Annotated in this window: 23 protein-coding genes and 1 pseudogene; 14 read left to right on the forward strand and 10 right to left on the reverse strand. The window is 59.7% G+C overall.

Annotated features, from left to right (window positions below; translation table 11 throughout):
• Together BBF94_RS11450 and BBF94_RS11455 are read left to right on the forward strand one after the other, a co-directional pair.
• Positions 1-1,005: RHS repeat domain-containing protein (locus BBF94_RS11450; protein WP_141676576.1), on the forward strand; the 1,005-nt coding region annotated here is incomplete at its 5' end.
• Positions 998-1,378 carry a hypothetical protein gene (locus BBF94_RS11455; RefSeq protein WP_065259146.1) on the forward strand — a complete coding sequence of 127 codons (381 nt, stop codon included), beginning with the start codon at positions 998-1,000 and terminating at the stop codon, positions 1,376-1,378. The genes BBF94_RS11450 and BBF94_RS11455, both read left to right, overlap by 8 nt.
• Positions 1,379-1,534: 156 nt before the next feature.
• On the opposite strand, the pseudogene BBF94_RS11460 reads toward BBF94_RS11455, so the two are convergent.
• The 3 genes and pseudogenes from BBF94_RS11460 to BBF94_RS11470 all read right to left on the reverse strand — a co-directional run.
• A pseudogene (locus tag BBF94_RS11460) lies at positions 1,535-2,536 on the reverse strand (chitinase); the annotation flags it as partial.
• A 39-nt stretch (positions 2,537-2,575) separates the two neighbouring features.
• Positions 2,576-3,211, reverse strand: a complete 636-nt coding sequence (locus BBF94_RS11465; RefSeq protein WP_065259148.1) for a lytic polysaccharide monooxygenase auxiliary activity family 9 protein — start codon at positions 3,209-3,211, stop codon at positions 2,576-2,578.
• Positions 3,212-3,434: 223 nt separating this feature from the next.
• Entirely contained in the window at positions 3,435-3,872 is a 438-nt protein-coding gene (locus tag BBF94_RS11470) for a hemerythrin domain-containing protein (protein ID WP_065259149.1), read from the reverse strand.
• A gap of 149 nt (positions 3,873-4,021) precedes the next feature.
• Here BBF94_RS11470 and BBF94_RS11475 point away from each other — a divergent pair, with 149 nt between their 5' ends.
• Positions 4,022-4,447 carry a GNAT family N-acetyltransferase gene (locus BBF94_RS11475; RefSeq protein WP_065259150.1) on the forward strand — a complete coding sequence of 142 codons (426 nt, stop codon included), beginning with the start codon at positions 4,022-4,024 and terminating at the stop codon, positions 4,445-4,447.
• Positions 4,448-4,468: 21 nt separating this feature from the next.
• Here the strand turns inward: BBF94_RS11475 and BBF94_RS11480 are convergent, their stop codons facing one another.
• Positions 4,469-4,819, reverse strand: coding sequence for a hypothetical protein (locus BBF94_RS11480; RefSeq protein ID WP_065259151.1), 351 nt, complete (start codon positions 4,817-4,819; stop codon positions 4,469-4,471).
• A 135-nt stretch (positions 4,820-4,954) separates the two neighbouring features.
• Here BBF94_RS11480 and BBF94_RS11485 point away from each other — a divergent pair, with 135 nt between their 5' ends.
• The 8 genes from BBF94_RS11485 to BBF94_RS11520 all read left to right on the forward strand — a co-directional run bounded on the left by BBF94_RS11485 (position 4,955) and on the right by BBF94_RS11520 (position 9,558).
• Positions 4,955-5,284, forward strand: a complete 330-nt coding sequence (locus BBF94_RS11485) for a DUF6388 family protein (protein WP_065259152.1) — start codon at positions 4,955-4,957, stop codon at positions 5,282-5,284.
• A gap of 25 nt (positions 5,285-5,309) precedes the next feature.
• Positions 5,310-6,014, forward strand: a complete 705-nt coding sequence (locus BBF94_RS11490; RefSeq protein WP_065259153.1) for a YoaK family protein — start codon at positions 5,310-5,312, stop codon at positions 6,012-6,014.
• Positions 6,015-6,091: 77 nt separating this feature from the next.
• Entirely contained in the window at positions 6,092-6,484 is a 393-nt protein-coding gene (gene tusD, locus BBF94_RS11495) for a sulfurtransferase complex subunit TusD (protein WP_065259167.1), read from the forward strand.
• A gap of 1 nt (position 6,485) precedes the next feature.
• A complete protein-coding gene (gene tusC / locus BBF94_RS11500) occupies positions 6,486-6,842 on the forward strand; it encodes a sulfurtransferase complex subunit TusC (RefSeq protein WP_065259154.1) in 357 nt (118 codons plus the stop codon).
• Positions 6,842-7,135, forward strand: a complete 294-nt coding sequence (tusB, locus tag BBF94_RS11505) for a sulfurtransferase complex subunit TusB (protein ID WP_065259155.1) — start codon at positions 6,842-6,844, stop codon at positions 7,133-7,135. The genes tusC and tusB overlap by 1 nt, the downstream gene beginning before the upstream one ends.
• The gene (locus tag BBF94_RS11510; protein ID WP_065259156.1) at positions 7,132-7,467 is read left to right on the forward strand and encodes a TusE/DsrC/DsvC family sulfur relay protein; all 336 of its coding nucleotides are present in this window, start codon (positions 7,132-7,134) and stop codon (positions 7,465-7,467) included. Before tusB ends, BBF94_RS11510 begins: the two co-directional genes overlap by 4 nt.
• On the forward strand, positions 7,464-8,465 hold the full coding sequence (locus BBF94_RS11515; RefSeq protein ID WP_065259157.1) for a glycosyl transferase family protein: 1,002 nt from the start codon (positions 7,464-7,466) through the stop codon (positions 8,463-8,465). The genes BBF94_RS11510 and BBF94_RS11515 overlap by 4 nt, the downstream gene beginning before the upstream one ends.
• Before the next feature lie 91 nt (positions 8,466-8,556).
• Positions 8,557-9,558 (forward strand): glutathione S-transferase family protein, encoded by a 1,002-nt coding sequence (locus BBF94_RS11520; RefSeq protein WP_065259158.1) that lies wholly within the window; start codon positions 8,557-8,559, stop codon positions 9,556-9,558.
• Between the two features lie 114 nt (positions 9,559-9,672).
• On the opposite strand, the gene cysG is transcribed toward BBF94_RS11520, so the two are convergent.
• The 6 genes from cysG to BBF94_RS11550 form a co-directional block, all read right to left on the reverse strand.
• The gene (cysG, locus tag BBF94_RS11525; protein WP_065259159.1) at positions 9,673-11,067 is read right to left on the reverse strand and encodes a siroheme synthase CysG; all 1,395 of its coding nucleotides are present in this window, start codon (positions 11,065-11,067) and stop codon (positions 9,673-9,675) included.
• Positions 11,068-12,348 carry a serine--tRNA ligase gene (gene serS / locus BBF94_RS11530; RefSeq protein WP_065259160.1) on the reverse strand — a complete coding sequence of 427 codons (1,281 nt, stop codon included), beginning with the start codon at positions 12,346-12,348 and terminating at the stop codon, positions 11,068-11,070. It abuts the gene before it with no gap.
• A gap of 15 nt (positions 12,349-12,363) precedes the next feature.
• Positions 12,364-12,738 (reverse strand): fluoride efflux transporter CrcB, encoded by a 375-nt coding sequence (crcB, locus tag BBF94_RS11535; RefSeq protein WP_065259161.1) that lies wholly within the window; start codon positions 12,736-12,738, stop codon positions 12,364-12,366.
• On the reverse strand, positions 12,738-14,060 hold the full coding sequence (locus BBF94_RS11540) for a replication-associated recombination protein A (protein WP_065259162.1): 1,323 nt from the start codon (positions 14,058-14,060) through the stop codon (positions 12,738-12,740). Before BBF94_RS11540 ends, crcB begins: the two co-directional genes overlap by 1 nt.
• A 24-nt stretch (positions 14,061-14,084) precedes the next feature.
• A complete protein-coding gene (lolA, locus tag BBF94_RS11545) occupies positions 14,085-14,705 on the reverse strand; it encodes an outer membrane lipoprotein chaperone LolA (RefSeq protein WP_065259163.1) in 621 nt (206 codons plus the stop codon).
• Positions 14,706-14,770: 65 nt separating this feature from the next.
• Positions 14,771-17,179: a DNA translocase FtsK gene (locus tag BBF94_RS11550; RefSeq protein WP_065259164.1), complete on the reverse strand. Its 2,409-nt coding sequence runs from the start codon at positions 17,177-17,179 to the stop codon at positions 14,771-14,773.
• 475 nt (positions 17,180-17,654) lie between these two features.
• Here BBF94_RS11550 and aat point away from each other — a divergent pair, with 475 nt between their 5' ends.
• The 3 genes from aat (at position 17,655) to infA (ending at position 19,431) form a co-directional block, all read left to right on the forward strand.
• The gene (gene aat, locus BBF94_RS11555; protein WP_065259165.1) at positions 17,655-18,335 is read left to right on the forward strand and encodes a leucyl/phenylalanyl-tRNA--protein transferase; all 681 of its coding nucleotides are present in this window, start codon (positions 17,655-17,657) and stop codon (positions 18,333-18,335) included.
• Positions 18,336-18,392: 57 nt separating this feature from the next.
• On the forward strand, positions 18,393-19,100 hold the full coding sequence (locus tag BBF94_RS11560) for an arginyltransferase (protein WP_065259166.1): 708 nt from the start codon (positions 18,393-18,395) through the stop codon (positions 19,098-19,100).
• 112 nt (positions 19,101-19,212) lie between these two features.
• Complete coding sequence (gene infA / locus BBF94_RS11565; RefSeq protein ID WP_002553999.1) at positions 19,213-19,431, forward strand: translation initiation factor IF-1; 219 nt, start codon at positions 19,213-19,215, stop codon at positions 19,429-19,431.
• The last annotated feature ends 219 nt before the right edge of the window (positions 19,432-19,650 follow it).

Raw genomic sequence — 19,650 nt, forward strand, 5'->3', positions numbered from 1 at the left:
CGCTACGACAGCCAGCACCGCTTGATCGGCCTGACCCGCCCCGACGGCAGCACAGCGACCTACCACTACGATGCCTTTGGCCGACGCATCCGCAAGACCGTCGACGGCCAGACCACCGAGTTCTTCTGGCAGGGCGACCACCTCGTCGCCGAAAGCAGCAAAGACCAGCACCGCAGCTTCATCTACGAACCCGGCACCTTCCGCCCATTGGCGATGCTCGACGGCCAGGGCCCGAAACGCGCCTGCCCGTTCTACTACCAGCTCGACCACCTCGGCACCCCGCAGGAGCTGACCGACTACAGCGGCGACATCGTCTGGTCGGCCAGGTACAACGCCTACGGCAAAACCACCTCGGTGGAACTGGCCGGCGACGACTACCTCGACCAGCCGCTGCGCTTTCAGGGGCAATATTTCGATGCGGAAAGCGGGCTGCACTACAACCGCCACCGGTATTACGACCCGGACGTTGGGCGGTACCTGACGCCGGACCCGCTGAAGCTGGCGGGCGGGTTGAACCGGTACCGGTACGTGCCGAATCCGACGGGGTGGGTGGATCCGTTGGGGTTGACGTCAAATTGTCCGCCGCCGAACAGGCCGGGATGTTCGGTGCCGGATGGGGTGGGTGGTTCGGCTGTTGATGAAGGTGAACCTCCCACCCCAAAGCCCAAATCTCGACCTGAAAACTTTGGCAGTGATGAGAAACTTGCCGGGCATTTTGAAAAGCATGGCGCCGAATTCAAGGCGATGAACAAAGTAGAGTACTTGCTCATCGCACGAGATGTAGTGAATCAAGGCACTCGTGTGGAATACCTATACAAAGGAGAGGTTCGAGCAGGATATCTACAATTGATGGGGACCAATCGAAAAGGTGAAGCGAAATTTGCTTTTGTTGGCACCAACACAAATGATGAGATTACGACTCTTCACACCAAAAGTGGAAAGGAGTTTTGGCGGACAATAAATGGAAATACACAAGATAAAGCTGTGAGGCCTACCCATGACTGATACGCACAAAGCATTGGTCGTCGAAATAGATCCAATCGTAGAAGACTCTATCTTGCTGGAGGTTGAGGGTGCTGCAGTCAGGTGCTTCGCAAGCTACAGCCCTTGGCAAATTGAGGTCGGAAGAACTTACGAAGTTGAGTTCGAAATGGTGTTGTCCGATGAAGGATGTGTTTCAGCAACAGCGTGTGAAAAAAAGCAGATTGAGATGCTCGGCAATGGATTCTCCTGTGAGATTTATGGCTATCTGGATGGCGATTTTTTCAGATCGGTTATTGATTTTATGGATCAGGATATCCACTACGAATACCCACATTTGAATGGGAAATTCGTCAAAGTTAAAGCGGACAGGATAGATGCCTCTTTTGTTCGATAGCGTACGGCAAGGCCGGTTAGGGGCCACCACAAAAAAGGGTTCAGGCTCCAACTCGAAAAAAGCCCGGCAGCGCTACCGGGCTCTTATTTCCATTACAGCAGACAGGCCATCTCAGCCATTTGCGACATCAGGCTCCAGGGTGGCCGTCGCTACGCCGTTGATCAATGGTCCATAACGCCGACTGAACTCCCAGTTGTAAGGCACACGATCCTTGCTGGTGCCGTTGTCCCAGTTCACCGACCAGGTCATCAAACCCTTGATCGGATGCCCTTTGACCGCCAGGCGTTTCATCGCGTTGCCGACTGCATTTTTGTCGATCACGTAACCGGTGGCCGCAGCATCGTTGTTGGCAGGCAAGCCAATGACAAACTTGTCCGCGGGGATCTTCGTGAAACCGCGAGTGCCGGTTACCAGGCTTTCGGTCAGGTAATAGAGGAAGTCCTCTTTCATCGCATCATTGTTCTGTGCGATCCACGCACCGTTGCCGTTGTTGGCTTCCGGCACCCAGACACCATCACCACCCTGGTTGTAGAACTGCGGTGCGATGAAATCGTAGTAGCCTTCCAGTGCCTGCAGGTAACCGACGTATTTGCCGGAGGTAGTCAGGTATGGAAACTCCGGGGCCATGCTGATGATGAAATGTTTACCCTGGCCTGCGTAATGATCCTTGACCAGTTTCAGGGCGGCTGGCAGGACGGTCTTGTTGGCGGCGAAATCAATCGCGCTCTGTTCAAGATCGATGTCCAGGCCGTCGAAACCATAGGTTTCCACCAAACGAATGATTTCGTTGGCCAGCGGTTGCTCCTGACCGGCACGCAACTCGATGTGCGCATCGGCGCCGCCAAGGGAAATCAATACCGCCCGCCCCTGACTGTTAAGTACGCCAACCTGACGGCGGAACTCGGCATCCGAGACGTTATAGGGCTTGAAGGTGGGAATTCCGCTCCCCTTCATGAATGCGACTGCAACCACGTTGTAGTCCTTGGGTACGTCCGCCAGCGCAATATTGGCGAACTGACCACGTTGATAGCCGTCGCTCGGACCGGCCGGCCAGTTGTGCCAGAAGCCCATGAGGATCTTCTTGCCGGCGATGCTCGGCATCAGCGAGGCAGCGTCGCTCGCCTGGTTTTGCATTAACGTGAAGTCGATGTTTGACATGTTCTAATCCTTCAGAACGTGTAAGTGGGTGGTGCGGACTTATTTGAAGTCCACATCAAAGGCCTGATAGAAGGCGTTACCGGTGTTGGCGACGATCCACATCAAGACAATGACGTGTCGCCCGTGCTTGTTGGCCGGAAGTTTGACCGCGTGATTGACCTTGGCCTTCAGCTCCGCTGAATGACTGTAGTACGGCACTTGCGGATAGAAGTCCTCGGCGAACGGTTTTGTTTCCAGTTGTGCACGGGTGATGCGCTGTTTCGGGTCCCAGCCATCCTTGGTGATCAGCCAGCGATAACCGCGGGTGGTGTGGGGCGCGGTGTATTCCCATTTCACTTCAAGGGTCTGGCCCGGGGTGACGTTGAGCAGCGGCCAGGTGAACGGGCGACCGAGTTTCTTGCTCATTTCCTCGTCGGTGAAGTTCACACAGTCACGGGCGTCATCCTTGCCGCCACTGAGAATGTGTCCATCGGCCGGCGGTACGACGCTCGGGTTATCCGATTCGAACGGTGCCGGGAACGGACCGGCCACCAGCGCCGGGAAGTTCTTGCCGCCTTCCATCTCGTTGACCTGCCAGCCACCGAGCAGTCCTTGTTCGATGGCCACCGCACCACGGCTTGCAGGGGAAATGACGCGACCGTGTCGCAGTTGGGTTTGAGCTTGTGGTTGATTCATGATTTTCACTCCATTGATTTAAGAACTCTCCTTTCCGGGGAGAGGCCTTCAAGCTAACGGAGAGGGATTTTTTGTCCATCGGCGGTTTTGTCGCAGTCCGCCGATACAAGACCAGAAAATCACTGAAAATACTGGATATAAATACAGTGCATTGCGACGATTCTCACCCGACGCATGGCAAAAAGATTACACGGCGTTATTACAAAGACCTGCATTCACCGACTCAGGCGAGCTGCGCCTTGAACTCTTTTTCATACTGCCCGGCAAGCTGTTCTTTCTGCCTGTCGTCGAGCAGCTTGCCGGCCATCTGGAAGAACTTCTGCTCCTCTTCCCTCAAATGGTGATGCACCTTGTCCGACAGCTTTTTCGCCATGGCCAGCCAGGCCGGACTGGACATTTCGGTCTCGTCGAGTGCCTCCATCATCTCGTCCATTTCATGGTGTTCGGCGATGGCGTGGCGACTCAGATCGACGCCGTTGTCAAATGCCATCAACGGGATATAGAAGTGACGCTCTTCGGCTGTCTCGTGCGCTTGCAGCTCGGCCTTCAGTTGCTTGTAGGCTTCGACGCGCTCCGGGGTATCGCCGCTGGTTTCGATCAACGCCCTGGCATAGTTGCGCTGGCGGTCATGGCTTTCGCGAAGGGCTTCGAAAATGTTCATGGACTCTCCTCGACAGAAGCATTCGGAATGAACGCTTTCAAGGGCTAGACCATGAAGCGCAAGCGACGGTTCCAGCGGCCCAATGCCGGTATGGCTCAATCGGCCGCGGCGCGATAGGCTGCCGGTTCACTGCCATAAGGATGTTGCACATGAATTTACGGATCGAGCTGTCACAAGACTCCACGGAAGAAGAACGCCTGGCCATTCTGGCGCCCCTGCATGCCTACAACGTCGCTCAGGCCGGGATAAAAGTGTCGGAACCGCTCACACTGCTGGTTCGCGATGAGCAGGGCGAAATCCTTGGAGGGCTCTACGGACGGTTGGTGTGCCAGTGGTTGTTCGTCGATTTGCTTTCGGTGCCGGAGCAAGGCCGCCATCAGGGGATCGGTACGAAATTGATGCGCATGGCCGAAGACCTGGCGCGGGAGAAAGGTTGCATCGGGGCCTGGCTCGACACCTTCGATTTTCAGGCGCCGGCGTTCTACAGGAAGCTGGGGTATAGCCAGTTTGGCGAGTTGACGGATTATCCGCCGGGGCACAAACGCATGTTTTTCCAGAAGCGTCTGGACGTCTGAGCCCCCGGGCTGCGCGAGGCTTTACAGACAGGTTGCCAACGCCGCCAACCGGCGTTTGGCGACGAAGTCGTCCTTCTGCGCGTAGTAATTCAGCACCGTGCCGGACGCAGCAGTGGTCAAGTCGACAAACGATTCTGCCGAACGGGTATAGACCGTAGAACCGCCTTTCTTGCCCGGTTGCAGATACGCCGCCGCATCGACGCCGAACACCGCTTCGTCCTGCCAGGCGAACTGCACGCACTCGGCCACGACTTTCTCGGGCTTGTCCGAATTCAGGATTTTGTAGGGGGGTTGAGTGCGGGCGTTTTCCATCACCGAACCCGCGCAGCCGGCCAGCAGAGTTGCCGCCAGCGCCGTCATCAGCATTCGCATTGCATTTGCTCATTCGGAAAAAAACGGACTGTATCACCGCAACACGCAAAACCGCTCTGCTTTACTGCATTTAAAGCGCGACACACGCCGACAGCTGCGGCACATTAGGATCATTCGCCCCCACAAGGAACCCCCATGGCGCCTAACGACCAGCGACATGAACATGCCCTGCAACTGTTTCTCGATGCCCGCCCCGAGTTGCGCGACACCCTTGATCATCTCAATCCGTTACTGGCCCAGGCCAAGGGCGAAACCCCGGCGCAGTACCGCGAAGAACGCCTGCACGAAGCCTTCGAAGCCGAGGCCGAAAGCCAGGGACTGTTTGCCTGGGAACTGACCTTGCAGCTGACTGCAGCCACCCCCGAGGAATATCAGGCGCAGCGTCTGGAAGTGCACCGTGAAGTGGCGGAGATGGCCGGGATGGAGTGGTTGGAATATTGCGACCTTTATGGCATAGAACCCTGACCTCCAATCAAGGACATTTGCGCCAATGCTGCCAACCGCCTCGACTCACCGCGCCAGCCCCGGTCACCTGCGCACGCAGAAATGGCGTGGTCGCGTGGGGCTGGCCATGGTGGCCGCGCTTTCGGTGCTGGCAGGGATGACCGATGCCATCGGCTTCATGGCCAGTGGCGACTTCGTTTCATTCATGAGCGGGAACACCACCCGGCTGGCGGTGGCGATCAGTGATGGCGATGTGAGTCTGACGCTGCGGCTGGTGATCCTGGTCGCTACGTTTATTTTCGGCAATGCCCTGGGCGTGGTGATCGGTCGCCTCGGCGGGCGTCGCGCACTGCCGTTGCTGCTGTGCATCGCGACACTGCTCTGCGGGGCCGCCGCCTGGCCATCCGACGTGCAACTGCCGGCGCTGCTGGCGGCGATCATCGCCATGGGTATGCTCAACGCTGCAGTGGAGGAAGTGAACGGTCTGGCGGTCGGGCTGACCTATGTCACCGGAGCACTCTCGCGGTTCGGCCGCGGCCTGGGGCGCTGGATAATGGGTGAGCGGCGCAACGGCTGGCGCGTGCAACTGGTGCCGTGGAGCGGCATGTTCATCGGCGCCATCCTCGGTGCTGTGCTGGAACATCACCTGGGGCTCCGAGCGTTGTACGCCAGTGGTTTGCTGGCGGGATTGATCGGCGTGGTCTCGCTGAAAATCCCCCGGCGCTGGCAATTGGGTTACATGCCGCGCTGACGTCTGCGGCAACATCGACTTCGCCGCCCCGCCGAGAAAGCTTTATCATGGCCGCAGTTTTGCTGATCGAGTCCGCCATGAAGTTCGCCATTGCAGTGTTTTCCGCCGCCCATGCGCCCTCCTCGCGCCGCGCCTTGCTGTTCGCGCAGGCAGCGTTGGCCGGCGGACATGAAATTGTCCGGCTGTTTTTCTATCAGGACGGGGTCTACAACGCGTCCGACGCCGTGGTCACGCCGCAGGACGAAACGGACCTGCCCAAACAGTGGCGAACCTTTATCACCGAACAGAACCTGGATGGCGTGGTGTGCATCGCCGCCGCCCTGCGTCGCGGCGTATTGAACACCGAGGAAGCCGGGCGGTATCAGCGTGATGCCGTGGCCGTCAGCGCGCCGTGGGAGTTGTCCGGTCTCGGTCAATTGCATGACGCGGTGCAGGATGCCGATCGTCTGATCTGCTTCGGAGGCGCGTGACATGGCCAAGTCCCTTCTGATTATCAGCCGTCAATCACCGTGGTCCGGCCCCGGCGCCCGCGAAGCACTGGACATCGTGCTGGCCGGCGGCGCCTTCGATCTGCCGATCGGCCTGCTGTTTCTGGACGACGGCGTGTTGCAACTGGCCGCCGGGCAGAACGCCAGGGCGCTGCAACAGAAAGATTTGAGCGCCAACCTGCAAGCGTTGCCAATGTTCGGCGTCGAAGAGCTGTTCTACTGCGTCGACAGCGCCAGCGCTCGCGGCCTCGGTGATCGCTCGCTGGACGAGGCGCAGCCCTTGGCTGCCGCACAAATCACCGCCCTTATTGACCGTTACGACCAGGTGATCACCCTCTGATGTCGACCTTGCATGTGTTGTCCCATTCCCCGTTCGGCGACGAACGCCTGACCAGTTGCCTGCGTCTGCTCGGCACTGCCGACGCGCTGCTGCTGTGTGGCGACGCCGCTTATGCGTTGCAACCCGGCACCGCGCCATTCAATGCACTGGAAAACCGACAAGTGAAGCTCTTCGTCCTGGCCGAAGACGCGCAGGCCCGCGCCTTGCAGGTTCCGGACTGGGCCGAAGCCATCGATTATGCGGCCTTCGTCGAGCTGTCGATCCATCACGACAAGGTCAACACCTGGCTATGAATGCATTGACTGTCGGCACCCGCACCATCGAACTGGACAAAGATGGCTTCCTGGTCGACCTCAACGACTGGTCGTCCGAAGTCGCCGGCGCCCTCGCTGCTGCTGAAGACATCGAACTGAGCGCCGAACACTGGGAAGTCCTCGAACTGCTGCGCAGCTTCTATGCCGAATTCCAGCTGTCGCCGGCCACCCGGCCACTGATCAAGTACACCGCGCTCAAACTCGGCGCAGAGAAAGGCAACAGCCTGCACCTGAACCGCCTGTTCAAAGGCACCCCTGCCAAACTCGCCGCGAAACTGGCGGGCCTGCCCAAACCGACGAACTGCCTATGACCGACTATCCAGCGCTGACTCTCGAAACGCCCGCCGAGCATCCGTTCGCCCAGTTCGTGCGCATCCTCGGCAAGGGCAAGCGCGGCGCCCGTGACCTGACCCGTGAAGAAGCCCGGGAAGCCATGGGCATGATCCTCGACGAAGCGGTCGAAGAAACCCAGCTCGGCGCGTTCCTGATGTTGCTGCGGCACAAGGAAGAGAGTGCCGAAGAGATGGCCGGTTTCACCGAGGCTTTGCGCGAGCGTTTGAAGGCGCCGGCATTGAAGGTCGATCTGGACTGGCCGACCTACGCCGGCAAGAAACGTCACCTGCCGTGGTATCTGCTGGCGGCCAAGTGCCTGGCGCAAAATGGCGTACGTATCTTCATGCACGGCGGCGGCGCGCACACTGCCGGGCGTTTGTATTGCGAACAGTTGCTCGGCGAGCTGAACATCCCGCTGTGCCGCAACTGGCAACAGGTCGGTGCCGCGCTGGACAACGGCGGGCTGGCGTTCATGCCGCTGGTGGACTGGGCGCCGCAGCTGCAACGGATGATCGACCTGCGCAACACCCTCGGCCTGCGCTCGCCGATCCACTCGCTGGCGCGGATCCTCAATCCGCTGGGGGCGCGTTGCGGCTTGCAGAGTATTTTCCACCCCGGTTATCAAGCGGTGCACCGCGATGCCAGCGGCCTGCTCGGCGACACGGCAGTCGTGATCAAGGGCGACGGCGGCGAAATCGAGATCAACCCGGATGCCGACAGCCACTTGTACGGCACCACCGGTGGCGAGAGCTGGGACGAGGAATGGCCGCAGCTGTCGGCGCAGCGTCACGTCAAACCGGCATCGCTGGATATGGGGCATCTGAAGGCCGTCTGGCGCGGCGATGTGCTCGACAGTTACCCGCAAATGGCGCTGATTTCGACCATGGCGTTGGCGCTACGCGGCCTCGGCCAGAGTCGTGAACAGGCCTTTGAAACCGCCGAGCAATACTGGACCGCACGGGACAAATCGATTTAACCGATCATTAACGCCCGATCTTTGCGCTTTTTGTTCGAACTCATCGGAATAGACTGGGCTCCAACGATTATTGGTTTCTGGAGTCTTGATCATGGGTTTACTCGTCGACGGCCACTGGCAGGACAAGTGGTACGAAAGCAGCAAGGACGGCGCGTTCCAGCGCGAGCAGGCGCAGCGCCGCAATTGGGTCACTCGCAACGGCGAGCCCGGCCCGAGCGGTGAAGGTGGTTTCGCCGCCGAGGCCGGGCGTTATCACCTTTACGTCTCTCTCGCCTGTCCATGGGCCCACCGCACACTGGTCCTGCGCAAACTCAAGGACCTGGAAAGCCTGATCGACGTTTCGGTGGTCAGCTGGCTGATGCTGGAAAACGGCTGGACCTTCGACCGGAACCTCGGGTCGACCGGCGACAGACTCGATCACTTCGACTTCATGCACCAGCGCTACACCGCCGATACTGCCGACTACACCGGCCGCGTCACCGTACCGGTGCTGTGGGACAAGAAGCTCAAGCGCATCGTCAGCAACGAATCGGCGGAGATCATCCGCATGTTCAACAGCGCCTTCGATGACTTGACCGGCAACGATCTGGACTTCTATCCGGCGCCATTACGCAGCGAGATCGATGCGCTGAACGAGCGGATCTACCCTGCCGTGAACAACGGCGTGTACCGCGCCGGATTTGCCACCTCGCAGAATGCCTACGAAGAAGCCTTCGACGATGTGTTCGCCGAACTCGATCATCTGGAGCAGGTGCTGGGCGCCAACCGTTATCTGACGGGCGAATACCTGACCGAGGCGGATGTGCGCTTGTTCACCACGCTGATTCGTTTCGACGCGGTGTACCACGGGCATTTCAAATGCAATCTGCGGCGAATCAGCGACTATCCGAACCTGTCGAACTGGCTGCGTGAGATGTACCAGTGGCCGGGCATTGCCGAGACCGTGGATTTCCAGCACATCAAGCATCACTACTACGGCAGCCACAAGACCATCAACCCGACCGGGATTGTGCCAAAGGGGCCGGAGCAGGATTTCACGGTCGCCCATGACCGGAACCGGTTGGGCGGGAAAGGGGTTTGGCGTCAGAGCTGAGTTTTTCAGCGTTTTTGAAGGCCTCTTCGCGAACAGGCTCGCTCCCACGTTGGACTGTGCGGTGCACAAATCCCCTGTGGGAGCGAGCCTGCTCGCGAATGGGGTACTCGGTTCTCAGACCTGCCCCTGAGCGCCCTCGAACCACGCCAGTTTCTCGCGCAGTTGCACCACTTCGCCGACGATGACCAGTGTCGGCGCATGCACTTCATGCTCCGCCACCAGACGCGGCAGATCAGCCAGCGTGCCGGTAAAGACTCGCTGATTGACCGTGGTGCCCTGCTGGATCAGCGCTGCCGGGGTATCGGCGGAGCGGCCATGCTTGATCAACTGCTCGCAGATGACCGGCAGCCCCACAAGCCCCATGTAGAACACCAGCGTCTGCGCCGGCGCGACGAGGTCGGCCCACGGCAGATCGGTGGATCCGTCCTTCAAGTGCCCTGTCACGAAGCGCACTGATTGCGCGTAATCGCGATGGGTCAGCGGAATCCCGGCATACGCCGCGCAACCGCTGGCGGCGGTAATGCCCGGCACCACCTGGAACGGGATGCCATGGGCTGCCAGTTCCTCGATCTCCTCCCCGCCACGGCCGAAAATGAACGGATCCCCGCCCTTCAACCGCACCACGCGCTTGCCGGCCCTGGCCAGATCCACCAGTTGCTGGTTGATCTGATCCTGCGGCACGGCGTGATCGGCGCGGCGCTTGCCGACGTAAACCCGCTCGGCATCACGACGGCACAGCTCAAGAATCGCTGGCGCTACCAGGCGGTCATACAGCACGACATCGGCTTGCTGCATCAGACGCAAGGCACGGAAGGTCAGCAGATCCGGATCGCCCGGCCCGGCACCCACCAGATACACCTCACCCGTGGCCACAGGCGCTTCACCGTCGATCTTCGCCTGCAACAGACGTTCGGCTTCAGCGCCCTGCCCGGCCAGTTGTCGATCGGCAATCGGCCCCTGGAACACGTCTTCCCAAAACGCACGACGCTGTTGCACATCGGGAAACAGGCCTTTGACCTGATCGCGAAAGCGCGCGGCCAGACCGGCCAGATGACCGAAGGTCGACGGAATCCAGGTTTCGATCCTGGCGCGGATCAGCCGGGCCAGCACCGGCGCATCGCCGCCGCTGGAGACCGCAACGATCAGCGGCGAACGATCGACGATCGCCGGAAAAATCACGCTGCACAGCGCTGGCGCATCCACCACGTTGACCGGCACACAGCGCCGATGGGCATCGGCGGAGACTTGCGCATTCAACGCTTCATCGTCGGTGGCGGCAATGATCAGCGCGCAACCGTCCAGATCCGTTTCGGCGTAGCCACGCAACTGGCACTCACCGCCGCCGGCGGCAACCAGTTCACGCAGTTGCGCTTCGATTTCAGGTGCGACGACCCGCAGCAGCGCACCGGCATCGGCCAGCAGGCGGGATTTGCGCAAGGCAATCTCCCCCCCGCCGACCACCAACACACGACTGCCGCGCAGATTGTGAAACAGCGGCAGATATTTCATTTAGCCGATGACCTCAAGGCCACCCATGTACGGTTTGAGCACGTCCGGTACGCGGATCGAACCGTCGGCCTGCTGGTAGTTTTCCAGCACCGCCACCAGAGTACGACCGACTGCCAGACCGGAACCGTTCAGGGTGTGTACCAACTCAGGCTTGCCGGTTTCCGGGTTGCGGAAACGCGCCTGCATGCGGCGGGCCTGGAAGTCGCCGCAGTTGGAGCACGACGAGATTTCACGGTATTTGTCCTGGCTCGGGATCCACACTTCCAGGTCGTAGGTCTTGACCGCGCTGAAGCCCATGTCGCCGGTGCACAGCGCCAGGGTGCGGTAAGGCAGGCCCAGCAGCTGCAGGACTTTCTCGGCGTTGGCGGTCAGGCCTTCCAGCGCTTCCATGGATTTGGACGGCTCGACGATCTGGACCATCTCGACCTTGTCGAACTGGTGCTGGCGGATCATGCCGCGCGTGTCACGACCCGACGCACCGGCTTCGCTGCGGAAGCACGGGGTGTGGGCGACGAACTTGATCGGCAGTTGTTTCGCGTCGACGATTTCACCGGCCACGATGTTGGTCAGCGACACTTCGGCGGTCGGGATCAGGTACAGATCGGCTTCACCTTCGCGACCGATCTTGAACAGGTCTTCTTCGAACTTCGGCAATTGACCGGTGCCTTGCAGCGCAGGAGCCTGAACCAGATAAGGCGTGTAGGCCTCTTCATAGCCGTGCTCGGTGACGTGCAGGTTGATCATGAACTGCGCCAGCGCGCGATGCAGACGGGCAATCGGGCCGCGCAACAGGGCAAAACGTGCGCCGGACAGTTTGGCGGCGGTTTCGAAGTCCAGCCAGCCGAACTTCTCGCCCAGGGCCACGTGGTCCTGAACCGGGAAATCGAAGGCAGTCGGGGTGCCCCAACGGCGGACTTCGACGTTGCCGTCTTCGTCTTCGCCAACCGGCACCGATTCGTGCGGCAGGTTCGGAATGTTCAGCAGAATGGTGTCCAGCTCGGCCTGGATGCCTTCCAGCTCGGCTTTGCCGGAAGTCAGCTCGTTGCCCATGCGCTCGACATCGGCCATCAACGGCGCAATGTCTTCGCCGCGCTGCTTGGCCTGACCGATGGACTTGGAACGCGCGTTACGCTCGGCCTGCAGTGCTTCGGTGCGGGTCTGGACGGTCTTGCGCTGTTCTTCCAGCGCTTCGATGCGCGCGACATCCAGGGCAAAGCCACGGGAAGCCAGGCGGTCCGCTACGTCCTGAAGGTTGCTACGTAACAGTTTGGAATCGAGCATGTCGGTTTCTCGTTATCAAAGTTTGGTCAGGGACAGGCCGGCCCACGTCGCGAGCAGCCCGCCGAATACGCTGATGGCCGCATAGCCCAGGGCCAGCGGTACCTGCCCGCTTTCCAGCAGGCGCACCGTATCCAGTGAAAAGGATGAAAAAGTCGTCAGCCCCCCGAGGAAGCCGACCATCAACCCGGCACGCACCTCGACGGGGACTTCCGGGCGTATCAAAAACAGGCCGTACAACACGCCGATCAACAGGCAGCCCACGATATTAACGGCCAGCGTCGCGGTATAGAAGTGCCGCGGCCAATTGGCGTTGACCCAATTGCCGGTGGCGAAGCGCAACAAGGTACCGGCAATCCCGCCGACGGAAACTGCAACGATCAATGGAACCACTATTTTCTCCGCTGCCGGGGGCTTAAACGATCGAGTTGTGCAAGGTGGTTGAGCTTCTCGCCGATCTTCAACTCCAGGCCACGGGGCACAGGCTGATAGAACGGAATCGGGTCGAGTTCTTCCGGGAAATAATCTTCGCCGGCGGCGTAGGCATCCGGCTCGTCATGGGCGTAGCGGTATTCGTCGCCGTAACCCAATTGCTTCATCAGTTTGGTCGGCGCATTGCGCAGGTGCAGCGGCACTTCCAGCGAACCATGTTCGGCGGCGGCGCGCAGCGCAGTCTTGAAGCCCATGTACACCGCGTTGCTTTTCGGCGCACAGGCAAGGTAAGTGATGGCCTGGGCCACGGCGAGTTCGCCTTCGGGGCTGCCGAGCCGCTCCTGCACTTCCCATGCGGCCAGACACAGACTCAAAGCGCGAGGGTCGGCGTTGCCGATATCTTCGCTGGCCATGCGCACGACGCGCCGGGCGAGATACAGCGGATCGCAGCCTCCGTCGATCATTCGCGCAAACCAGTACAGCGCGCCGTCCGGATTCGAGCCGCGAACCGATTTGTGCAGCGCGGAAATCTGGTCGTAGAACGCTTCGCCACCCTTGTCGAAACGGCGGCGGGTATCGCCGAGCAGGCTTTGCAGCAGCTCGGTGCCCATCTCGCTGTTGTCTTCTGCAAGGTCCGAGGCGTTTTCCAGCAGATTGAGCAGACGCCGGCCATCGCCATCGGCGGCGGACAACAGCATCTGAAAGCCTTCGTCGCTGAGGGTCAGATGACGCTTGCCCAGGCCACGGTCTTCGGTGAGTGCGCGGTGCACCAGTTTGCGCAACGCGGTTTCGTCGAGACTTTTGAGTACATAGACCCGCGCCCGCGACAGCAACGCGTTGTTCAGTTCGAAGGAAGGGTTTTCGGTGGTGGCGCCGATGAAAATCAGCGTGCCATCCTCCACGTACGGCAGAAACGCATCCTGCTGGGACTTGTTGAAGCGGTGCACTTCATCGACAAACAGAATTGTGCGCCTGCCGTACTGACCGGCCTGCTGCTTGGCGATTTCCACCGCCTGACGGATCTCTTTGACCCCGGCGAGCACTGCCGAAACGGTTTCGAAGTGCGCATCCGAGACTTCCGCGAGCAGCCGCGCCAGGGTGGTCTTGCCCACGCCCGGCGGGCCCCAGAAGATCATCGAATGCAGGGCGCCCTGCTCCAGCGCCTCGCGCAAAGGCTTGCCGCGAGCGAGCACGTGTTCCTGACCGACGTACTCATCCAGATTGGTCGCCCGCAAACGGGCGGCCAGTGGCTGGGCAATCGATGCACTGCGAAACAGATCCATCACGTAGCGTTGAAACCTCTGTGTTTATTCCTGGATCACATCGGCACCCTTGGGGATGTCGAACTTGAACTTCGAAGCCGGGACCGCTTCGTTGGCCTTCACACCGGTAAACAGAATGTTGGTGCGCTGGCCGACACTGTCGATCAGTTGCATATCATTGACCAGACCGTTGCGGAACGACAGGCGCAGGCTGTCGAACAGGGTGTCCTTGGTCTTCGGTTTCAAAGTGAAATCGATCACACCGCCCGCCTCTTTGGCGGTGATGTCGAAGCTCTGGCTGATCTTCGACACGTCACCGGACAGCAGCAGGGCCGGGGTCTGGGTCAGGCGTTCGTCCAGCTTCTTGATGGTCGCCTGCTCCAGGTCCGGGTCCCACAGGGTGACTTTCTTGCCGTCGGAGACCATGGTCTGCTCGGCCGGCGCATTGGTGTGCCAGTAGAACAGACCCGGACGCTGCAGGGTCATGTCGCCAGTGGTTTCCTGCAACTGGGTACCGCTGCCGTCGAGGGTCAGCTGGGAAAAATTGGCGGTCAGGGTCCTGGATGTTTCCAGCAATTGGGTCAGGCGTGCCACGTCCTTGTCATCGGCGTGAGCCGTGAGGGTGGTCAGAGCCAGTACCGGCAGCAGCATGCGGATAAGACGCATGGGAGTCCTCTTGAATACGCGTGGGAAATTGGACGGCGCCTCATGGGCCGTCCATTGCATTTGAATCAGTCGCGCACCGGGCCGGGAGCCAGGACTTCGCGGGAACCGTTGGTGTTCATGGCCGTCACAACCCCGGCCATTTCCATGGCTTCGATCATGCGCGCAGCACGGTTGTAGCCGATCTTGAGCTTGCGCTGTACAGCGGAGATGGAGGCGCGACGGCTTTCCAGCACGAACTGCACGGCTTCGTCATACAGTGCGTCGGCTTCCGGATCGTCACCGTCACCCCCGCCGCTGCTGCCTTCGAATCCGCTGCCCGCCTCTTCGACACCGTTGAGGATGTCATCGTTGTATTCCGGTGCGCCGCGCAGTTTCCAGGCTTCGACCACCCGATGCACTTCATCGTCGGATACGAATGCGCCGTGAACCCGGATCGGCAGGCTGGTGCCCGGTGGCATGTAGAGCATGTCACCGTGACCGAGCAACTGTTCGGCGCCGCCCTGGTCGATGATGGTCCGGGAGTCGATCTTGCTCGATACCTGGAACGCCATCCGCGTCGGGATGTTGGCCTTGATCAGACCGGTGATCACGTCCACCGAAGGCCGCTGGGTCGCGAGGATCAAATGGATACCTGCAGCCCGCGCCTTCTGGGCGATACGGGCGATCAGTTCTTCAACCTTCTTGCCGACGATCATCATCATGTCGGCGAATTCGTCCACGACCACGACGATGGTCGGCAGCTTCTGCAGCAGCGGCGCTTCGTCGTGGATGTTTTCGCGCTTGTACAACGGATCGCTCAGCGGCTCGCCGGCGTCCTGGGCTTCCTTGACCTTTGCGTTGAAGCCGGACAGGTTTCGCACGCCCATCTTCGCCATGAGCTTGTAGCGACGCTCCATCTCGGCAACGCTCCAGCGCAGGGCGTTGGCGGCGTCCTTCATGTCGGTCACTACCGGGCACAACAGGTGCGGAATACCTTCATAGATCGACAGCTCGAGCATTTTCGGGTCGATCATGATCAGTTTGGCGTCGTCCGGACCGGACTTGAACAGGATCGACAGGATCATCGCGTTCACACCCACCGACTTACCGGAACCGGTTGTACCGGCCACCAGCAGGTGAGGCATCTTCGCCAGGTCGGTGATGACCGGTTTGCCGCCGATGTCGTGGCCCAAAGCCAGAGTAACCGGCGACTTGAAGTTGTCGTACTCGGGTGTCGACAGCACTTCGGAGAAACGCACGATCTGCCGGTCTTCGTTGGGAATTTCGATACCGACCGTGGTCTTGCCCGGAATCACTTCCACCACCCGCACACTGGTCACGGCCAGCGAACGCGCAAGGTCTTTCGCCAGGTTGGCGATACGGCTGACCTTCACACCGGCTGCCGGCTGGATTTCGTAACGGGTAATGACCGGGCCCGGGTGGATCGAATCCACGGTGACTTCGACGCCGAATTCCTTGAGCTTGATTTCCAGCAGATGGCCGATGGCGGCCAGCGACTCCGGCGAGTGGTTGAGCTGTTTCTTTTCCGCCGCATCAAGAATCGAGATCGGCGGCAGGGTGCCCTCCACCGCACTGTCGACGAACAGCGGAACCTGTTTTTCCTTCTGCACGCGCTTGCTCGGTTCGGGCGCCTTGACCGGGGCCGGCATGATCACCGGCGGCACCTGTTTCTCGCGCTCGGACATGTGCTTGCTCAGGGCCTGCTCACGCTCGATCAGACGTTCCTTGACCTTGGCCTGCTCACGCTTGTCGGTGACGGTCGGCGCGACCACGTCATGCACCCGGTCATCGACTTCACGCAATTGCGCCACCAGCTGCTTGCGCTCGGTGCGCGCCGACCACCAGCGATTGATCGCACCCTGGAACAGTTCAAACAGGTCGAGGGTGATCTTGCCGGTGACGTCCATCACCTTGAACCACGAAAGGTCAGTGAACACGGTCAGGCCGAACAGGAACAATGCGATGAACAGTAATGTACTTCCCTGAATGTTCAGGGCGTTGCGGGCCAGATCGCCAAGGCTTTCGCCCAGCGCCCCCCCGGCGCCGGCCGGCAATGCGGTGGCGGCATGAAAATGAATGTGCGCCAGCGCCGCACCGGACAGCACCAGGAACACCAGACCGATCAGGCGCCAGGAAAACAGCCAGCCACTCCACTGCCAGGGCTCGTGGCGCTGACGAAAGATCTGATACGCCTTGATCGCCAGCAACAGCGGGAAGATATAAGCGAAGTAACCCAGCACCATGAACAGGATGTCGGCGCTGTAGGAGCCCGCCGGGCCACCGAAGTTCTGCACGTCGTCGATCTTGCTGTTATGGCTCCAGCCCGGATCGTCCTTGCCGTAGGTCAGCAAGGCCATCATCAGGAACAGACACAGGGCGCCAATGGCGATCAATGCACCTTCCTTGAGCCGGTAGTGCAACTGCTGACGCCAGAGCGGAACGACTGTTTTTGGTGCTTCCGTGGATTTCTTCAAAACGCTTCTTTTCCTGCGCCAGAGGCGCGTCCTTCTATTGAATGACGATAAAAAACTGCCCGATCCAGACAAGTAAAAAATTGACGGGCGCAACCGAGACTACTTTTAACACTGCGTCCGGTCTTTTATAAACACGGCACGCAGCGAATATTCTGTAACAGCCCGGCATTGTACGGGTTTGCGCGCTCGATGCCATGCTTCGAACCTCAAGCTCAAGCATAGCCAAACAGACGCGACCTGCGGCGCAATTTGAGCATGCATTGTCTTTTGTGACAAAGGCTTATGAGGTGTATTTGATGAACGTAACGAAGCACACACTATCTCGCCGAATGCCCGTCTACGACCGCATCCTCAAGGGCAAGTTGCAGAAGAGCCGACATCGCGCAGGTTCGGGAGGACAATCCCGTCATTTATCGGCACACTTCGCATCGGACCCAAATGCCCACCGCCCTCCCCTTCTGCAAGCCCGGACGCCATGCTGACTTGGTTACAACGCAATTCACTGACTTTCCCGCCACTGGAAAAGGCCATGCGCGATCCCAACGGATTGCTGGCGGCCGGTGGCGACCTGTCTGCCGATCGCTTGATCCAGGCCTATCGCCACGGCTGCTTTCCATGGTTTTCCGAGGGCCAGCCAATTCTCTGGTGGTCGCCGGATCCACGCACCGTGCTGTTTCCCGACGAACTGCACATTTCCCGCAGCCTGGGCAAATTGCTGCGCAAACAGCGCTATCAGGTAACATTCGATCAGGACTTCGCAGCCGTCATCCATGCCTGCGCCGCACCTCGGGCGTACGCTGATGGTACCTGGATCACCGAAGCCATGCAGGATGCCTACATCGAATTGCACCGGCGCGGCTTCGCCCATTCCGTGGAAGTGTGGGATGAAGGCGAACTGGTCGGGGGCCTCTATGGCCTGGCGATGGGGCAACTGTTTTTTGGCGAATCAATGTTCAGCCGCGCCGACAACGCCTCCAAATATGGCTTCGCCACGCTTGTAGAACACCTGAAAAACTCGGGGTTCGTATTGATCGACTGCCAGATGCCGACCGATCATCTGCACAGCCTCGGTGCACGGGCGATTTCTCGCAGCACATTTGCCGATTATCTGTCCCGACATCTCGACCGGCCCAGCCAGGCCACCTGGGTTTGCTGAGCGACATTTGCGCGCGTGGCATACACTTAATTCACCAGCTTATCCCGAGGGTTGATCATGACCGAGTTGGCGCGGTTGAAGTTCTATGCCACTCAGCCTCACTCTTGCAGTTATCTGCCCGAGGAGCAGGCCACGACCCTGTTTCTCGATCCCAGCCAGCCCATGGATGTGCATGTCTACGCAGACCTGTCGGAAATGGGCTTTCGTCGCAGCGGCGACCACCTGTATCGCCCGCATTGCCAGAACTGCAATGCCTGCGTACCTGCGCGCATTCCCGTGGCGCAGTTCAACCCCAACCGCCAGCAGAAACGCATTTTCAAACGCAACGCCGATTTGCAGGTGCGTCCGGTCAAGCCGGGCTTCAGCGAAGAATATTTCGACCTTTACCAGCGCTATATCGAACAGCGGCACGCCGATGGCGACATGTATCCCCCAAGCCGCGATCAATTCTCGACTTTTCTGGTTCGGGACCTGCCGTTCTCCCGTTTCTACGAGTTCCGGCTCGACGGACGGTTGCTGGCGGTCGCTGTCACCGACCTGCTGCCCAACGGCTTGTCGGCGGTCTATACCTTCTACGAACCGGAAGAAGAACGTCGCAGCCTGGGACGCTATGCCATCCTTTGGCAGATTGCCGAAGCCAGACGCCTGGAACTCGAAGCGGTATACCTTGGCTACTGGATCAAGAACTGCAAAAAAATGAACTACAAGACCCAATATCGGCCTATCGAACTGCTGATTAATCAGCGCTGGGTCATCCTGAACTGAACACAGGCCCTAAACCCCTTGGCGTAAACCCCCTTTTTCGGGCACAATGCACGCCGCTTTTGCCTGGCGCAGTTGCACCGGGCCATTCACTGGACACCGAGGGCTTTACTGCATGTCGAAAGAAGACAGCTTCGAAATGGAAGGCACTGTCGTCGACACCCTGCCAAACACCATGTTTCGCGTGGAATTGGAAAATGGGCACGTCGTAACCGCGCATATCTCCGGCAAGATGCGCAAGAACTACATTCGTATTCTTACCGGTGACAAAGTGCGCGTCGAGCTGACGCCCTATGACTTGAGCAAAGGGCGCATCACCTACCGCGCTCGCTAATCAAGTCAATACAAGACGCCCGGCATTTGCCGGGCGTTTTTGTTTGTCCGGGATTTGGTTCTTTGCGCTTGATTTTGGGGGCATATCCGTTGCTTCGGGTGCTGCCGCTGGCGGTTTCGCTCTTACAGCGAGTCACTTTTGACAAACGCCTCAAAAGTAACCAAAAAAGTCTTGGCCCCGGCGTACGGCACTTCGCTTAGGCTCAGTGTTCCCTCGCTA

Source organism: Pseudomonas bananamidigenes, from assembly GCF_001679645.1.
GTDB classification, from domain to species: domain Bacteria; phylum Pseudomonadota; class Gammaproteobacteria; order Pseudomonadales; family Pseudomonadaceae; genus Aquipseudomonas; species Aquipseudomonas bananamidigenes.

What these genes read in the sequence shown, in the direction of transcription:
- BBF94_RS11465 (WP_065259148.1), bottom strand. Translation starts at nt 3,211, where the DNA reads ATGAATCAACCACAAGCTCAAACCCAACTGCGACACGGTCGCGTCATT.
- aat (WP_065259165.1), top strand. Translation starts at nt 17,655, where the DNA reads ATGCTGACTTGGTTACAACGCAATTCACTGACTTTCCCGCCACTGGAA.
- BBF94_RS11515 (WP_065259157.1), top strand. Translation starts at nt 7,464, where the DNA reads ATGACCGACTATCCAGCGCTGACTCTCGAAACGCCCGCCGAGCATCCG.
- BBF94_RS11540 (WP_065259162.1), bottom strand. Translation starts at nt 14,060, where the DNA reads ATGGATCTGTTTCGCAGTGCATCGATTGCCCAGCCACTGGCCGCCCGT.
- BBF94_RS11485 (WP_065259152.1), top strand. Translation starts at nt 4,955, where the DNA reads ATGGCGCCTAACGACCAGCGACATGAACATGCCCTGCAACTGTTTCTC.
- infA (WP_002553999.1), top strand. Translation starts at nt 19,213, where the DNA reads ATGTCGAAAGAAGACAGCTTCGAAATGGAAGGCACTGTCGTCGACACC.
- tusC (WP_065259154.1), top strand. Translation starts at nt 6,486, where the DNA reads ATGGCCAAGTCCCTTCTGATTATCAGCCGTCAATCACCGTGGTCCGGC.
- tusB (WP_065259155.1), top strand. Translation starts at nt 6,842, where the DNA reads ATGTCGACCTTGCATGTGTTGTCCCATTCCCCGTTCGGCGACGAACGC.
- BBF94_RS11560 (WP_065259166.1), top strand. Translation starts at nt 18,393, where the DNA reads ATGACCGAGTTGGCGCGGTTGAAGTTCTATGCCACTCAGCCTCACTCT.
- cysG (WP_065259159.1), bottom strand. Translation starts at nt 11,067, where the DNA reads ATGAAATATCTGCCGCTGTTTCACAATCTGCGCGGCAGTCGTGTGTTG.
- BBF94_RS11480 (WP_065259151.1), bottom strand. Translation starts at nt 4,819, where the DNA reads ATGCGAATGCTGATGACGGCGCTGGCGGCAACTCTGCTGGCCGGCTGC.
- BBF94_RS11510 (WP_065259156.1), top strand. Translation starts at nt 7,132, where the DNA reads ATGAATGCATTGACTGTCGGCACCCGCACCATCGAACTGGACAAAGAT.
- tusD (WP_065259167.1), top strand. Translation starts at nt 6,092, where the DNA reads ATGAAGTTCGCCATTGCAGTGTTTTCCGCCGCCCATGCGCCCTCCTCG.
- BBF94_RS11475 (WP_065259150.1), top strand. Translation starts at nt 4,022, where the DNA reads ATGAATTTACGGATCGAGCTGTCACAAGACTCCACGGAAGAAGAACGC.
- BBF94_RS11470 (WP_065259149.1), bottom strand. Translation starts at nt 3,872, where the DNA reads ATGAACATTTTCGAAGCCCTTCGCGAAAGCCATGACCGCCAGCGCAAC.
- BBF94_RS11520 (WP_065259158.1), top strand. Translation starts at nt 8,557, where the DNA reads ATGGGTTTACTCGTCGACGGCCACTGGCAGGACAAGTGGTACGAAAGC.
- BBF94_RS11490 (WP_065259153.1), top strand. Translation starts at nt 5,310, where the DNA reads ATGCTGCCAACCGCCTCGACTCACCGCGCCAGCCCCGGTCACCTGCGC.
- BBF94_RS11455 (WP_065259146.1), top strand. Translation starts at nt 998, where the DNA reads ATGACTGATACGCACAAAGCATTGGTCGTCGAAATAGATCCAATCGTA.
- serS (WP_065259160.1), bottom strand. Translation starts at nt 12,348, where the DNA reads ATGCTCGATTCCAAACTGTTACGTAGCAACCTTCAGGACGTAGCGGAC.
- lolA (WP_065259163.1), bottom strand. Translation starts at nt 14,705, where the DNA reads ATGCGTCTTATCCGCATGCTGCTGCCGGTACTGGCTCTGACCACCCTC.